At 46.9% G+C, this 16,115-nt stretch carries 14 protein-coding genes; 7 read left to right on the forward strand and 7 right to left on the reverse strand.

Annotated elements, in window-relative coordinates; all coding sequences use genetic code 11:
• Positions 1 to 129: 129 nt before the first annotated feature.
• The gene (locus RIB93_RS06280) at positions 130 to 333 is read right to left on the reverse strand and encodes a hypothetical protein (protein ID WP_446371339.1); all 204 of its coding nucleotides are present in this window, start codon (positions 331 to 333) and stop codon (positions 130 to 132) included.
• Between the two features lie 144 nt (positions 334 to 477).
• Between RIB93_RS06280 and RIB93_RS06285 the strand changes: the two genes are divergently transcribed.
• From RIB93_RS06285 to RIB93_RS06300, 4 genes are all read left to right on the forward strand, one after another.
• A complete protein-coding gene (locus RIB93_RS06285; RefSeq protein WP_446371341.1) occupies positions 478 to 990 on the forward strand; it encodes a hypothetical protein in 513 nt (170 codons plus the stop codon).
• A gap of 226 nt (positions 991 to 1,216) precedes the next feature.
• Positions 1,217 to 1,819 carry an urease accessory protein UreG gene (gene ureG / locus RIB93_RS06290; protein ID WP_446371343.1) on the forward strand — a complete coding sequence of 201 codons (603 nt, stop codon included), beginning with the start codon at positions 1,217 to 1,219 and terminating at the stop codon, positions 1,817 to 1,819.
• A 353-nt stretch (positions 1,820 to 2,172) separates the two neighbouring features.
• Positions 2,173 to 2,379 (forward strand): hypothetical protein, encoded by a 207-nt coding sequence (locus RIB93_RS06295; RefSeq protein ID WP_006105544.1) that lies wholly within the window; start codon positions 2,173 to 2,175, stop codon positions 2,377 to 2,379.
• Between the two features lie 209 nt (positions 2,380 to 2,588).
• A complete protein-coding gene (locus RIB93_RS06300; RefSeq protein WP_006105490.1) occupies positions 2,589 to 2,780 on the forward strand; it encodes a chlorophyll a/b-binding protein in 192 nt (63 codons plus the stop codon).
• A 423-nt stretch (positions 2,781 to 3,203) separates the two neighbouring features.
• Here the strand turns inward: RIB93_RS06300 and cobJ are convergent, their stop codons facing one another.
• The gene (gene cobJ / locus RIB93_RS06305; RefSeq protein ID WP_446371345.1) at positions 3,204 to 5,147 is read right to left on the reverse strand and encodes a precorrin-3B C(17)-methyltransferase; all 1,944 of its coding nucleotides are present in this window, start codon (positions 5,145 to 5,147) and stop codon (positions 3,204 to 3,206) included.
• A gap of 369 nt (positions 5,148 to 5,516) precedes the next feature.
• Here cobJ and RIB93_RS06310 point away from each other — a divergent pair, with 369 nt between their 5' ends.
• Complete coding sequence (locus RIB93_RS06310) at positions 5,517 to 9,071, forward strand: nSTAND1 domain-containing NTPase (RefSeq protein ID WP_446371347.1); 3,555 nt, start codon at positions 5,517 to 5,519, stop codon at positions 9,069 to 9,071.
• 125 nt (positions 9,072 to 9,196) lie between these two features.
• On the opposite strand, the gene RIB93_RS06315 is transcribed toward RIB93_RS06310, so the two are convergent.
• The 5 genes from RIB93_RS06315 to RIB93_RS06335 all read right to left on the reverse strand — a co-directional run bounded on the left by RIB93_RS06315 (position 9,197) and on the right by RIB93_RS06335 (position 14,376).
• Positions 9,197 to 10,399, reverse strand: a complete 1,203-nt coding sequence (locus RIB93_RS06315; RefSeq protein WP_446371349.1) for an LL-diaminopimelate aminotransferase — start codon at positions 10,397 to 10,399, stop codon at positions 9,197 to 9,199.
• A 218-nt stretch (positions 10,400 to 10,617) separates the two neighbouring features.
• Positions 10,618 to 10,941 (reverse strand): thioredoxin family protein, encoded by a 324-nt coding sequence (locus RIB93_RS06320; RefSeq protein ID WP_446371351.1) that lies wholly within the window; start codon positions 10,939 to 10,941, stop codon positions 10,618 to 10,620.
• Positions 10,942 to 11,066: 125 nt separating this feature from the next.
• Positions 11,067 to 11,846 carry a PspA/IM30 family protein gene (locus RIB93_RS06325; protein WP_446371353.1) on the reverse strand — a complete coding sequence of 260 codons (780 nt, stop codon included), beginning with the start codon at positions 11,844 to 11,846 and terminating at the stop codon, positions 11,067 to 11,069.
• Between the two features lie 325 nt (positions 11,847 to 12,171).
• Positions 12,172 to 12,936: a PspA/IM30 family protein gene (locus RIB93_RS06330; RefSeq protein WP_446371355.1), complete on the reverse strand. Its 765-nt coding sequence runs from the start codon at positions 12,934 to 12,936 to the stop codon at positions 12,172 to 12,174.
• A gap of 111 nt (positions 12,937 to 13,047) precedes the next feature.
• Positions 13,048 to 14,376 carry a hypothetical protein gene (locus tag RIB93_RS06335; protein ID WP_446371357.1) on the reverse strand — a complete coding sequence of 443 codons (1,329 nt, stop codon included), beginning with the start codon at positions 14,374 to 14,376 and terminating at the stop codon, positions 13,048 to 13,050.
• A gap of 116 nt (positions 14,377 to 14,492) precedes the next feature.
• On the opposite strand from RIB93_RS06335, the gene RIB93_RS06340 reads away from it, so the two are divergent.
• On the forward strand, positions 14,493 to 15,035 hold the full coding sequence (locus RIB93_RS06340; protein WP_446371359.1) for a DUF721 domain-containing protein: 543 nt from the start codon (positions 14,493 to 14,495) through the stop codon (positions 15,033 to 15,035).
• Positions 15,036 to 15,353: 318 nt separating this feature from the next.
• The gene (locus RIB93_RS06345; protein ID WP_446371361.1) at positions 15,354 to 15,662 is read left to right on the forward strand and encodes a hypothetical protein; all 309 of its coding nucleotides are present in this window, start codon (positions 15,354 to 15,356) and stop codon (positions 15,660 to 15,662) included.
• The last annotated feature ends 453 nt before the right edge of the window (positions 15,663 to 16,115 follow it).

Below are 16,115 nucleotides of genomic sequence, written 5' to 3' on the forward strand. Positions count from 1 at the left end.
GAGCCGAATCTAAAAGTGTAATTCAAATTTATCACACCAACTTGTCTCGTGTGATCTGGCGTAACACACCTAATTTAGTGGATTAGGATTGTAGGGGCGCATGGCGTGCGCCCATCAAACCGTCGGCTATCAACTGTCAAATTTATCCCAACTTTTTAGCTGTATCAGTTCAGATCCAGCAGATCGCCCCAGACCACAACACTGCTCCTGATCGCGAATCGGGAAATCTGCTATTTTTAGCAGAAATGACAAATTTCTTGCACCGAGGAACTGTTCATCCTTCATCGCTCTCCCACAACAGCATAGAGTTACAGCGATTGTGACGGGTTGCATCCCTAGAACCCCTACCTACCCCAGAGGTTATCTGCTACCAAGCAGAATGAGTAAGGGTACGGCAATGCCGTGCCCCTACTGGTAACGAACTATCTAGATCATCTAAGCTAGGATTACTATAGTAACGTTTGCGGCAAAAACAAAATGAAAGGTAACTTAGTACCCAAGCCGATTCAATATCCTATTTCTTATCCTCAGGGGAATGATGACTGGGATTTGTCAGTTTACAACCGTAATGGTCAACGAATTCTCGATATTGAAGTTAAACCTAAACTCAATACATCACCAGACTGGGCAGCACAATTCCGCCGCAATATTCTCGCACACGGAACGTTTTACAAAGCTCCCTATTTCCTGATGGTTTTTCTCGATCGCTTCTACTTATGGACGGGTGCTGATGCCCAATCCGATCAGAGCCAACCCACTTACTCCATTGATGCACGCCCTATTCTTCAATCGTACTATGAAGGCGCTGGAATCACGGCTGAACAAATCAGTCGTCAGAGTTTAGGATTGATTATTGAATCATGGCTTTGGCAAATAATTCATTCTGATAAATATGCCACAGATATTGATGAATCTCAACAATGGTTAGTTGATTCAGGGCTATATGAAGCCATCGCTGGAGGTAAGTTTGATTATGAGGTTATGACGTGAATGTTTATGTCGAAACTAACTTTGTCTTGGAATTTGACTTGTATGAGCAATAGTCATGAATGTATTTACAATTGGTCATTCTAATCACACCATTGAGGCGTTTATCGCGCTCATCGAGTAACACGGGGTTACAGCCATTGCAGACGTGCGATCGCATCCCTACAGAGAAAAGCCGTAAAAATAATAGTAAATTTATAGTTAATACATCACATCTCAAACACGGTTGATGAATACATTTCGCGTTGGTATTGCAGGACCAGTAGGTTCCGGAAAAACCGCTTTATTGGATGCTTTGTGCAAGGCGATGCGGGCATCTTATCAAATTGCTGTTGTCACCAATGATATTTACACCCAGGAAGATGCCCAGTTTTTGGTAAACTCTAAGGCATTAGAGCGCGATCGCATCCGGGGTGTGGAAACGGGAGGTTGTCCCCATACGGCGATTCGGGAGGATGCATCCCTGAATTTAGCCGCAATTGAAGAGTTAGAACAGAAGTTCACCCCCTTAGATGTAGTCTTCTTAGAAAGTGGGGGGGATAACCTAGCCGCCACCTTTAGCCCAGAACTCGTCGATTTGACGATTTACGTGATAGATGTCGCCGCTGGTGACAAGATTCCCCGCAAAGGTGGACCCGGAATCACTAAATCGGATTTATTGGTGATTAATAAAATAGACTTAGCGCCAATGGTTGGGGCTGATTTGGGTGTTATGGAACGAGACGCCAAAAAGATGCGAGGTGATAAGCCATTTGTCTTTACAAATTTAAAGACTCAGGACGGATTAGCAACCGTGATTGATTTTATCAAGCTCCAGATGGGGGTGTCTTGACAAAGGCGGTTTAATTTGCTAGTAAATCCGGTGAGAGAACCGGAGATAAAAACATTCAGTAGTTAGCCTCTCCCTATCCTACCCTCATCTATCGCCTGTTAATGGTGAGGAATGATACTTGATTAGATTTTATGTAGGGTGGGCAAGACTGTTCCAGGATAGAATAAGCTTTTCTACGAGCAGGTAATTGCTCAAAATGAACTTTACTCCTTACTGGTAGATTAATTACCAAAGTATTTTCTTGCGTATTTTTACCAGGTTCCTCTTAATTTAGTGAGTAAAATATCCGAAAATATTCCCTATTGCTCTCGAATCTACAAAGCTAAACTGAGACAAAGTTTAGGCTGAAGTCAATGTTAAGTGATTTAGAACTCTGGTTATCCTTAAACGCCCGACGGTATGTCGATCTTTGCCAACAACCCCAGATTGATATCGAAGACATGGCATTTTTAGAGAATTTTAGAGTTTTGCAGAGAATAGTTGTTTCTCAACGGCAGACACAGGATGCTCGATTACCCGATTGGCAGCAGCTATCAACAGAACTAAATCGATCAGCATAATTTGTAGGAGTACAACATTATCCATCCGTATCAAGTTACAGGATAGCGGAGGTGAAAGCCCCCGCGCTTTAATCGGCTGAGTGTCAATAGACGGGTATTCTAGGGGCTGCTGAATAAGTTTCCCACCTAAGAGGGATAACGTTAGCCTCAATCCAGGTTACATTTGTTTACAAAGGCAATTATAGATAACTAAAGCGGAGAATTGCACTATGACAAACCCATCAAATACACCAGCACCCGAAACCATTACCAGTCCCGAAGAACGCAATGCTTGGAAATTTGGCTTTAGCCCCCAAGCCGAAATTTGGAATGGTCGTCTAGCCATGCTAGGCTTCATTATTGCCCTATTCGTTGAATACTTTTCGGGTCAAGGAGTTCTGCACACATTAGGAATCATGTAAGCCTATTTGATGTCTCTAAGAGACAGCGCAGGGACACGATATATCCATTGGTTTGACATCTTCCTAACCCTCTCCTTGTCAAGGGGAGGGCATTCTAATGGCTTTGGTTTTCCCCCCTGGGATCGTTTATTTAGGGTTTGCTGCACAACTCCAAAACCCTTATCTATCAAGGCTTTGAGCAGGATTGACATTGGCTCATCTTCAAGGACATAAGGTAAAACCCTTTCATACCCTTGCACCGCTATCAGGGAAAATGTATCATTGCTTCCCCGGCTTCCCCGGCTTCCCCAGCTTCCCCTGCTCCCCCTGCTCCCCCAGCTTCCCCGGCTTCCCCAGCTTCCCCTGCTCCCCCTGCTCCCCCAGCTTCCCCGGCTTCCCCGGCTTCCCCCGCTCCCCCTCACCACACCACTTATTCAGCAGCCCCTAAGTAGAGTAACCGTTAAGGGTGTATCCCCGTGGTGTAATCATCCAATCTCCGTGAAGACGGGTACTTTGATTGCCAATGAGTACAGTGGTCAGCATGTCAATGGGAATATCGAGTAATTTGTCAAGTGTGGAAAGCGTGATTTCTTCATCCTCTCGATAAGCCGATCGCACGATCGCGACTGGGGTTTGGGGAGAACGGTATTCAAGTAAGATACGATGGGCGATTGTCAGTTGTTCGATGCGGGTGCGCGATCGCGGATTATATAAAGCAATGACGAAATCGGCTTGGGCAGCAGCATTCAGCCGCTTTTCAATTACATCCCAAGGCGTCAGCAGGTTACTTAAACTAATCGCACAAAAATCATGCATCAGGGGCGCACCCACGCGAGACGCTGCTGCTTGCAGGGCGGTAATTCCGGGAAAGACTTGTACCCTTGGCGTCTTCCCATCCCACCCTTGGGCTTTTAGTTCCTCCAACACTAATCCCGCCATCCCATAAATCCCACAATCCCCCGATGACACAACCGCCACCGTTAATCCCCACTGGGCTAACTCAATCGCCCGTTGCGCCCGTTGGCGTTCCTGGGTAATTGGCAGAGATTCAATAATTTGTCCGGGATGCAGAATCGGGGAAATTAAATCAATATAGAGAGAATAACCGATTACCGCATCAGCCTGAGAGAGTGCCGTTTTTGCGGCTGGTGTTATTTGGTCTAACTGTCCGGGTCCCATACCCACCAACAACAGTTGTCCAATTCTACCCGTATACTCTTGTTGTGCCACCGCAATCGCCACTGTTACCGCCCCCGGCTGATCATCCGCCCGCACAATTTGTTTTTTTACCAGTAGGTTCGTAGTCGGTACGTTAGTGCCAGAAGCGCTAAAGCGCTGACTACAAGCGCTAAAGCGCTGACTACATACTAAGGCGGCGGCTTCTGCTACGCTGGGACTACCCACTGCCTGATTCACCACCGTTGATGGCGTAGGCACCGTTACCGATCGCAATACCTCCGCCGCAAAGGTTCGCAGGGGAAAATCATGGGCTTGACAAAATTCCACCAATCCCACTTCCGAGGCTTTAATATCAATGGTGGCAATTCCCGCGATCGCACCTAGGGCTAGATGATACCGTTGACAGGTTGGAATTATCGCCGTTTCGATTAATTCTCTGGATGTTCCCCGTTCACAACCAATCCCCACCCATAATACCCGTGGATGCCATTGCACCTTGGGTAAATCAGAGTCTGGAGAAAAGCGACGCTGAGTAAAACTAATCCAAATCCGGGCATTAATTGGTTTGGGATTGGCGGCGTTAGCATCAACCCTCTGTTCGCCAGCATCGAAAACAAACGGATGTCCTGGGGGAAGGTGCTTCTGCCACAACCTAGAACCCACCTCTTGTATTACCTCAACCTGTTCACCTTTAGCTACGGCGGCGCTAACACCCGTCCAATCTCCCTCACCCCGTTGCCAACCGAAGGGAATGCCTACCATATCGACAGCAGGTAAATTTAACCCTGTAGAACCCCCAGTTAAAATAGGAGTCGCCCCTAGTTGCAGGGCAATCATCCGCGTCAGTTGATCGGCTTTCCCTTGATGTCCACTGCATAAACTAATCACAAACTGCCCAGTTTCATCGACGACGATAACCCCTGGATCAGAGGATTTATCCTTTAAAAGCGGGGCAATAAGGCGCACCACCGCCCCCGTTGCTAATCCAAAAATAAAAGCGCGATGATTTTGCCAGAGGGAGGCGATATGGGATTTAAGAGAACCCTGATAGAACGATGCTGTGGGACTATTGTTCTGTTCAGAGGGATGAAGAGACTCAGGAAGCCACAACGTCGCCCCGGCGGTATGGCATAGAGGCTGTAGGGTTTGGGCGGCGGTAGGAGTGGTTGCGATCGCCACTAGGGGATGAAAGTCTTGAAATAGCAACACAGGTCTTTAAAATATCGATTCAATAATATCAGTTAGTGGTCATCCATATTAACTTATTAGCTTAGATTGTCATCCTTTTGTTATGCCAAAAAAACATAAATTCTTCAAAGTCCCCCTTTTTAAGGGGGATTTAGGGGGATCTAAACGTTGAGTGCTAATCCGGTTATTGACAAATACAGTAGTTGTCTGAGAGACTTACTTCATAATGGGAAAATGTGTCCGCCTGTAGGGTCGAATTTCATCCCTATTCAACAGAACTTCTTATCCTCTAAGTAACTCCCTTAATTGTCCTGACTAGGAGCAAAATCTCTGAATCAGTTAAATACGCCCGGAAAACGGGATGCTGCTGACAGGGATTGACGACTCCTTATGAATCGACAGGCTTTGATCGTTGGGATTAATACTTACGATACTCAGCACCTGAAAAACTTGACATCGCCGGCGAAGGATGCAGATGCGATCGCGCAACTCCTGATTGATCGCGGTAATGTCCAACTCAGGCTGCTTCCGGCTTTTAACACTCCTGTCGATGTAACCACCCCGATTCGAGTTACCCTGACTCAACTTGAAGCCGCATTAGTCCAACTCTTGTTACCAGAAGGAAACACAATTCCCGATACGGTTCTGCTGTATTTCTCTGGCTATGGACTCTGCAAACACCAAGATAGACCAACCAGTTTCTTAGCCACCAGCGATATTAACCCAAATCGCGGTAACTGGGGATTATCTCTGTCATGGCTGCGTGGTTTGTTGCAACAAAGTCCAATCAAAGAGCAAATTATTTGGTTAGATTGCTATTGTAACGATGAAGGATTTGACCTCACCCAAGCTGATCCGGGATATCGGGGTCAGGGATACAGTCGTTGTTTTATCGCCACCTGTCAGTCACAAAGGGATGGGGAGAGGGGAAAATGGGAAGACAAGGAAAACTTGCAAACACGACAACTGAATCCGACTGAATCGGATAAATATAGTCAGTTGGCGTCCATTCTATTATTAGGACTCGATTCCAGCAAGCATCTCCCTGGCTGGGTGACCAACTATACCCTGACCGATTTGATTCATCAATTGTCCCCACCCCTAATTTTTGCTAACGCTGGAAAACCGATTTTTTTAATCCGTAACCGTGAAACTGATCCAGAATCTTTACCCGCTTTACCCCCCAGCGCACCTGAACGGTTTTGTCCTTATAAAGGGTTAGCCTATTTTGACTACAAAAATGAAGACCCCCAGTATTTTTATGGGCGAGAGACAGTAACAGATGAACTCCTCGAACATATCCGCATCAACAATTTCTTGGCGGTAATCGGAACCTGTGGTAGTGGTAAATCTTCGCTAATTCGTGCCGGACTTTTGCATCAGCTTCAACGGGGACAACGCTTATCTGGAACTCAGGAATGGCTAACTTTAATTTTTCAACCCGGTGAACATCCTCTGCAGAATTTAGCCCGATCCTTCATCAATCCCCATAACCCAGAACGCGAGTATCAGTTTGCCCAAACCATGAAACTGATTCAAATGGGGGCAGTAGGATTAGGAATTGTAGTGCGGACAATGGCTGAAAAGCAACGGTTAGTGCTGGTGGTGGATCAATTTGAACAGGTGTTTACTTGTTGTCAGGATGAAACCGAACGACAACAGTTTTTTGATTGTTTGTTGGGTGGACTAGAACGTACCGATAATCAACTTTGTCTGGTTATCGGGATGCGAACGGATTTTTTAAGTCATTGTGCAAATTATCCCAAATTAATACAAAAAATTCAGGCGCTGATGGTGACAGTGACGCCAATGACCAGGGAAGGATTGAAAACCGCTATTATTAAGCCAGCCCAGCAAGTGGGTGTAGAGATTGAGTCAGATTTAGTCACTCAACTACTCTTAGATTTAGAGGATGCTGCCAGTTTACCGTTACTCCAGTTTCTGTTAACTCAACTGTGGCAACGGCGTCCAGTGGATCGATTAATGGTAGCCGAATATTATCGTTGGGGTAGGCTGGAAGGAGCAATCGAAAAACACGCCAACCGCGTTTATCAATCGTTGTCGGCTAATGAGCAACAAATTGCCAAAGACTTTTTTTTGGCGTTAATCCAGTTAAGTGAAAATGGTCAAGTTACGGCGCGACAAGTAGACCCGTCTGAGTTAATTCTGAGTTTTCAAGTAAAGTCTAGAAACCGATTCAAATCTGTAGAGACGTGCCATAGCACGTCTCATACTAGGTCTGGGAACACAGCGCCTTGTAGAGACGTTGCATGCAACGTCTCTACAACAAATAGGGTAAACCATTTCATTGGCGATCGCCATTCCACGAAAGCGGTAACAGCCGTAATGCAAAACTTAATCGATGCTGGCTTAATTGTTACTCACTCCGGACAATGGAACCAAACCCTGGTAACGATTGCTCACGAATCCCTAATTCAGCATTGGTCAAAACTCCAGCAATGGGTCGAAGAAAAACGCCACGGGATGAGACTCCAGCGCCAAATTGAAGCGGCGGCGATTGAGTGGCAAACTCAAGGAAAACCGAACCGAATTTTATCGAAATTAACCCTAACTGAGGCAGAGTATTATCGAGATCATCTCAATTTATCTACATTAGGACAAGACCTGATTCAGCAGAGTCTCCAGCACAAACGAACGCGACGAGGTTTAGCTAGGGGAGGATTAATTTTCGCGATCGCGCTATTGAGTCTGACCAGCGGGATGGGGATGAGCCGATGGTATAAAACGGCACAGATGGCTCAACGGGAACACTTGTATAAAAATGCCGCTACTGTCCAAAATTTGCTCCCGGTGGAACCGATTAAGGGATTATTACTGGCAATTGAAACAACGGGTCAAAGTTATGCTAAATTTCAGCACGTCGATCAGCGGATTGCGTCTAGTCTTTGGTTAGCCATTGAGGTAGCGAGAGAACGCGATCGCTTAGACCACGAATCAGCGGTTAATGCTGTCGCTTTTCATCCTGATAATCAAATCTTGGTCAGTGGAACGGAGGATGGTTTAGTTCATCTGTGGACGCGACAGGATAATTTAATTCGTCAATCCTTACCCGGACATAAAGATGAGGTGACAGGAGTAGCTTTTAGTCCCCAGGGACAGGTGATTGCTAGTAGTAGCCAGGAGGGTAAAATTCGCTTGTGGACGGTTCCAGGTCAACCCCTGGGTCAGCCGTTTTTTGGACAAGATTGGATCACCTCAATAGCTTGGAGTCCAGACGGTCAATTTCTAGTCAGTGGTGGTAAAGATGGAACCGTTCAGGTGTGGAATCGCCAAGGTAATCCCATCAGTCAACCGTTTATGGGACATCAGGGAGTCGTTTTTACAGTGGCGTTTAGTCCGGATGGAGAAACCATTGCTAGTGGTAGTGGGGATGGTACTATTCGCGTATGGAATCGTCAGGGTCAACTGTTGGGTAAACCGTTTCGGGGACATGAGGGTGTGGTTTTCGACCTGGCGTTTAGTCCCAATGGTGAGAGAATTGTCAGTGGGGGACGAGATGGGACGGTACGCTTATGGAATCGTCAAGGTGAATTGATTGGTGAACCGTTTCGAGGACATCAGGGAGTCGTTTTTGCGGTGGCGTTTAGTCCGGATGGGAAAACGATCGCCAGTGGTAGTGGGGATGGTACAATTCGCTTATGGAATTCTCAGGGTCAACCCTTGGGTCAACCGTTACGGGGACATCAAGGTGCGGTGCGATCGCTGGCGTTTAGTCCAGATGGTGAGAGACTTGCTAGTGGTAGCCAGGATAAAACAGTACGCTTGTGGGATGTGCGGATTTTACCAGAACCGCAAGATTGGCAAACTGGGCTGCGGGTGGCGTGCGATCGCCTCGAAAATCATCCCGTTTTTGAACGTTCGCATCCGGAAGTAACCCTATCTCGTGATATTTGTCAAGCTAAAGGATCAAGAACTCATCGTTAAGCCTCAACCCCTACTATCATGTCCGGTTAAATCCTGACTGCTCCCCCGGCTCCCCAGACGCGCCATGGCGCGTCTCTACATTGCTCCCCCAGCTCCCCCTCACCACAAAACTTATTCAGCAAGCCCTACTTATGCGATCGCAAAAATCCCGCTATTCGCTGCACGGCTGTTTCTAACACGTCAGGTTCATGCACCAAAGCAAAGCGGACATATCCTTCCCCAGCTTTACCAAATCCTGCCCCCGGTGAAGCCGCCACTCCAGTTTCCTCAACTAACCGACTGCAGAATTGAATCGAATTCTGATCCCAAGGTTGGGGTAATTTTGCCCAAACATACATCGTCGCTTGGGGAAGTGGCACCTGCCAACCGATACGGTTTAACGCCTGCACAAACGCATCCCGCCGTTTCTGAAACGTAGTCACCATCGCTTGCACACCATCTTGATTTCCTTGTAGTGCCGCGATCGCACCATTTAAAATTCCGCGATACTGGTTAAAATCCACCACTGCCTTAATTTGGCGCAGTGCCTTAATCAGTTGAGCATTTCCAATCGCATACCCAATGCGAAAGCCGCCCATATTATAGGATTTAGAAAAAGTAAAAAATTCAATCGAGATTTCTTTATCGGGGTCAGCTTGTAAAACTGAGGGCGCTAGGGCGTTAAGATTGGCGGGTGCTGTGCCATCTGGGGAAAATACCAAATCAGCATAGGGGAAATCGTGAACCAGAACCACGTCATGCTGACGACAAAAAGACACCGCTTTCTGGAAAAACGATAACGGTGCGATCGCGCTGGTGGGATTATGAGGATAGTTCAGCACCATCATCCTAGCTTGGGCAAGCACAGAAGCGGGAATCTCTTCAAAAACGGGTAGAAACTGATTTTCTGCCAACAGCGGCATCGGATAGATTTGACCCCCTGCCAAATACACCCCACCGACATGAGACGGATAACCTGGATCAAGCAATAAGGCAAAATCACCGGGGTTAAGAATCGCTAAAGGTAAATGTGCCGTTCCCTCTTGAGAACCAATCAGAGGCAGAACCTCCGTTTCTGGGTCAACCGGAACACCAAATCGTTGGCTATACGCCTTAGCTACCGCCTGACGAAACCCTTGCGTCCCATGAAACAGTAAGTAACCATGAGTGCTAGGGTCATGCAGCGAGGTTTCAATAGCGGCAACGACATGATCCGATGCCGATAAATCAGAAGACCCCAAAGATAGGTCAATAATATCTTGACCCAAGGCTTTAGCTTTTGCCTTCGCCTGATCCATATCCGCAAACACATTGGCTTGCAGGGGTTGTAAACGTTGAGCAAACTGCATGATTTAGTTAGTTGACTTCAGGAAGCCGAGGTGTAGGGGCGGGTTTGACAGATAACATTTTGCCACAAACCGATCACTGGACTAAACCCGCCCTTAAATAATTCGTTAGGGAATCGGGAATTTTAAATCATAATTTGTAATTCAGACGGGGCGGGTTTAGTGACATTTTGGCGGCAAAAAACGATAATGGTGAAACCCGCCCCTACAACCGACAAGACTCAAAGCTCGTTGTCTATCATTTCCTGCAACTTTTGCTTACCAATAGCACCTTCGTGAAACTGAGCAACCTCTCCATTTTTAAAGATTAAGAGTGAGGGGACTCCTTCGACGTGGTACTGCTTCACCGTCACGGGATTTGGATCAACTTCCATTTTAGTCACTTTCAGGCGATCGCTATAATTCTGTGCCGCCCAATTCACCGAGGGCGAGACGAGGCGGCAAGGTCCACACCACGTTGCCCACAGATACACTAGCACTGGCTTGTCGGCTTTTAAGACTTCGGTTTCAAAGTCCTGATCGGTAATCTCAATTACTTTGCTCACAACACCTTCCATAAATACAAATGACTACTTTATTATGTAGAGACGTTGCCTGCAACGTCCCTACACGAGTCGGTAGTCTACCGAGGTCTTGGGTTGCCGCGACCTGGCTAATCGACGGCTGATGCTTACAAATTGTCGATTTGTTTTCGCAGTTGTTCCAATTCGTCGTCAACTTCGGATTTGGGGGCAGCACCTGAGTCAGTTTTCTGCTCTGATGTACCTTCTAAAGCTGGCTGAGAGACAGAACCACCGGATAGCTGGGCTTTCATTGCCGTCAACTCATCATCAACATCACTCCCCGATTCCAGGGCAGCAAATTGACTTTCTAAGTCAGCACCACCCAACTCATGAGCCGCTTGGGAACGGGCTTCGAGTTCCATCACTTTGTCTTCCATCCGCTCAAATGCTCCCATCGCCGAGCCAGTGCCCAAACGACCAATGGTGCTTTGTAACTGCTCGTTTGCCTTGGCAGCACTCACCCGCGCCTTAAGCATATCTTTCTTGGTCTTCGCCTCAGAAATTTTACTTTCCAAGGCAATCAGGTTACGCTTCAGGGTGTCTACTTGAGTCGTTTGCTGTTCAAGCTGACCTTTGAGGGTAGCGGCTGTATCAGCGAGGTTTTTTTTACGCTGGAGTGCTTCCCGGGCGAGGTTTTCATCCCCTTTTTGCAGGGCAAGTTGGGCGCGTTGCTGCCAGTTATTGGCTTCGGATTGGTTTTTATTGTATTGTTGCTCGGTACGTTTTTGGGTGGCAATGGATCGGGCAACGGCTTGGCGCAGTTGTACCAGATCTTCTTGCATGTCAATAATGGCTTGCTCCAGAATTTTTTCTGGGTCTTCAGCCTTGCTAACCATATCGTTAAGATTAGCTCTGACAACTCGGCTCAGGCGATCGAATAGTCCCATGACGCTGTTTATCCTCTCGGAATGTACAAACTAAGTATCAAGCAGGCTCTACGGTTGGGAATCTGCTTAGGGGGTCAACTTTGTGGAATAGAGGCTCTCCTGCCTTTTGGAGAAAGCACTGGGTTAATGTAATTGAAACACTCATTTATGGTATTCAGACAGGAGGCTATTTATCTAGTGTAAAAACTTCCAGCTCAATATTGCTAGGACATCGGTCAAGAAACCGGGTTTCTTTGGGTGAAAGCTTGATATTCGTTGTCATCCTCACCAGAAACCCGGTTTCTCATAATACTTGGATGTGCCATGGCACGTCTGTGGGCACCCATTAGGATTTATCCAGATCAGAACGCAGTTTTTCCAGTTCTGCCTCGATCTCCGCATTGCCACCTGATCCGGCTTGAGCGGACGGTAATTTTGCCGATTCCGTTGTGCCACCTAGGTTGGCTTTCATCGAGGCTAATTCTGTATCAACGTCACTGCCACTTTCTATGGCATTAAATTTCTTTTCCAAGTCATCGCCACTAGAGAGTTCGGCGATCGCCTCTGATCGCGCTTCGAGTTCATGTACTCTGTCTTCCATGCGCTCAAAGGCACTCAGAGTCCCGCCTGTGTTGAGATTTCCTAACATCTCGTTAATCTTCTCTGAGGCTTGAGCCGAACGTGCTCTGGCAATGAAAAGGTCTTTTTTCGTTTTTGCCTCCGAGATCTTACTCTCTAGCGTCTTCATATCTTTTTTAAGTTTAGTAACAATCTCACGCTGCTGCCCCAGTTGCCCCTGGAGAGCTTGAGCCGTTTGCTGATAAGTTTGTCGCCGAGTTAGGGCTTCTCGTGCCAAATTATCGTCCCCTTTCGACAGTGCCAGTTGAGCGCGGTTGTACCATTCTTGTGCCGTTGATTCAGCTTGGGATGCTTGGCGTTCTGTACGTTTTTGGGACGCGATCGCTTGAGCGACAGCCTGCCGCATTTGGATTAAATCGTGCTGCATATCGTCCACAGCTTGTTCCAGAATCTTCTCTGGATCTTCGGCTTGTCCAATCAGGCTATTCAGGTTGGCGCGAATCACTCGCCCGATGCGCTCAATCAATCCCATAGCAGCTCTCCATTGTAGTTAGGGGTGGGGAAAACTTTAACCCTATGGTATCTCAGGCTTCTTTGTCTGATGTATTATGTCATTGCCCGTTCCCCATTCCCCGTTCCCCAATCATTCAGGTTTATAAATCGATGCCGAAAGTCCTTGTTGTTTAAGCCTCTCGATGAGGGTTTTGGCTTCTGACTCTAGTTTAAAGGCACCCATAGCAATTCTTGTCCCTGCGGGTACATTCACCACGTAGGCGTCAGGGACAATAGTTTGGGCTGTCTCCAACACACTACTATCGCTAGAATTAATCAGCACATAATAGAACTCATCACTCAGATTCGAGACGGCGTTGTTGGGATTCAGTGCAGCCGAGGTGGATGTATTCGCTTTTTCTGAGGACTTATTCGTCGATGATTCGGGTTGAGCGGGTGAGGAATTTGGTGTCACCGATGGCGTCGCCGTTGGAGGTGGTGGGGTAGGAGGAGTTAAAAGGGCTGATGGTAAATTTGAGGCTGGATTCGGTAACTGGGGTAAAGGTAAGACTGAAGCCGTGGGTGGAGCCGCTGCTGGAGGCGGTGAATTGGGGATGGGGGCGATGGGTGAAGCACTTGGACTAGAGGTTGGATTGGCTTGCAGATTAGGAAGTGTATTGATATTAACGTCTGGGAATTCATCATCACTGGCAAGATTAGGTTGATTTACGCCGAGTAATTCACTTTCCCCACTAGCCGTTGTTGCTGTTGAATTCTCCACCGTTGTGGGTGTCTCAGTTTCTAAGAAATTAAGTCCTAGGCTAGTCCGAAAAATATAGGTCAATGTCGCACTCGAAACCAGCAACAGCAAAATCGAACCGACACCGAGGGGAGTGAGGATTCTATTCGATGAGGGTTTTTGGGATTCCTTTGGGGTTTCCTGTTCGGCTAATGTTTGCCGTAGTTTTTCTGAGGATTCTAAATAGTCTTCTGGCTGAGACTGATCCGTTGTTGGGACAACTAATTTACCGTCCTCTTCTAGGGATTCCTCTAGGGTTGGGAAGTCAGTAACGCTTTGCTCCTGAGTCTTCACCAAAGGGGCTTCCTGGCTAGGTAGGGGAGGAAACAGGGGTGGAGTGGGTTCATTGTCTGGGGATTCCCTCTTTTCTGGTGTGGGAGAACCATTCACTGAAGAGGATTGCCGATCAATGTCTCCGGGAGAACTCGTAGAATCGGCGGCTGGGGCGATAGAAATAGGAGATGCTGTTGTCGGCTCAAGCTGATTGACTCCCGATTTCGGTTTGGCGTAACGTCCCGGTAGTTGGGGAGATGTGATACTACGTCCCCGTCGTTGGCGTCGATAGCGGGCTAATTCGGCTTCGAGTTGCACGTCTAGGCTACCTAAAGCCGTCTGCAAAGCAGGGTTAATCGACAGGGGGGAGGAAGGAGTTGATGATTTAGCTGAGGTTTTTTGGCTCATGAAGGGAACTTCCGTTTAATCCGGCAGGGTTGAGTTAGAGGCTCGTTGTGATCACGAAGACAATAGTTAAGGATAGTGTTGGTTTAGGATAACTGTATAGGAAAGCATAAATACTCATGCTGAAATCTCTTAATCATATAGTAGAAGCACTGGATAATCAGCCGTTTTGGCAAGGTCAAAAGCAATTTCAACAGATCCGCGACTGTTGGGCTGAGGTTGTGGGTGCAGATAGGGCGCAGCAGACTAGACCCCATTCACTATCCCGGAATATTCTTTATGTTGCCACGTCAAGTTCGGTTTGGTCTCAAGATCTGAGTTTAAATTGCCGTTCTATTTTGAAACAGCTTAATGCTCGCTTGTCCACGCCGATAGAGACTATCCGTTTTTCGCCGGGATGGTGGTATCAAGAGCAAACCTTACCCCAGACTGAGGAATCGGAACACCCCAGCCTTGTGGATGAACCGGAGGTCTCATCGTCTGCCGATCCGCCTGTGGAACAGCCTACACCCCAAACGGCATTTGAACAGTGGGCGGCGAAAATTAAGGCGCGATCGCAGAACTTACCCCTTTGTCCCCAATGCCATTGTCCGACACCGCCAGGAGAACTGAAACGCTGGCAGGTTTGTGGGTTGTGTGCGACTAAGCAATGGCAGGGTTAGTCGCTCACCTGGCTCCGGCTTATGAATCGTGACTTGTCAGATCGGTTTAACTTATCATCCTCAGTTTAATTTTCCGCTGAAATTTCGTAGCAAACTATACATTAGGTCTATCCTTTGGGCTTGATCCCCATGGGGTTTCACCAAAAATTTACCAAGTTTCTGACCAAGCTTAATTGATTGTTTTGTTTCTTTGCGAAAATGTGTCTATATATAAAGCAATTATAAAGAAAAAATAAAATATCAATAGTTTAAGTAAAAAATAATGCAAATTGAGAAGATATAGGCAGCTAATTAAACGTTCATTTTTTAAGACATCCAATGAAAACCTTCAAATGCTCAACGTCTGCTTGTCAGTTTTGTCGCTATTACCAACTTGAAGGACGGCGCGGCGGTATGTGTCAGCAACTTGGCGTACCTGTTAAAGCCAATTGGAAAGCTTGTTCCTTAGCCCTACCACCCTTTGCGCCCTCGTGGGAAAGTTTTGAGCAAATATGGCTTGATGATCAACGGCTGTTGAGAGAAGATTTAGCTACAACCTGCTCACAGAGGCATTCCCAGCCGACACGATCGACAAAAGTTCAGACATCAAACCCTGAAAACGTGGCAACTAAAGTTGCTCTTGTGTGATTTCCCTTTTATACAGCTCGGCTAGAGTATCGGTTGGTTAGAGGTTACTTACAGTCTTGATCAATTGAACGCATTCAGATCAGTGAAGGCATAAAGCTTACTCTTAAGTTTTATCGTTTTAGTGGATTTCCTTTTAATTAATCTTTGATAACCCAATCTTAATCTTTGAGAAAATTTATGTAGGGGCGGGTTTTACCATTATCGTTTCTGATTCACCCATAAGTGATTAAACCCGCCTTTGTGTAGGGGTGGGTTTTACCATTATCGTTTCTGATTCACCCATAAGTGGAGCTTGCTGCACAACCTAGAAACCCTGAGCCATCAATACTTTGAGGCTTATGGGCAGTGGATAAAGTGCAAGGAAATGGGGTAGCATCCTTCATAAGTATGGCATCACCTTGCTCAGGGAAAATGTACCCTTGCTCCCCCAGCTCCCCCAGCTTCCCCAGCTTC

Source organism: Coleofasciculus sp. D1-CHI-01 (assembly GCF_040218875.1).
Classification (GTDB): domain Bacteria; phylum Cyanobacteriota; class Cyanobacteriia; order Cyanobacteriales; family Coleofasciculaceae; genus Coleofasciculus.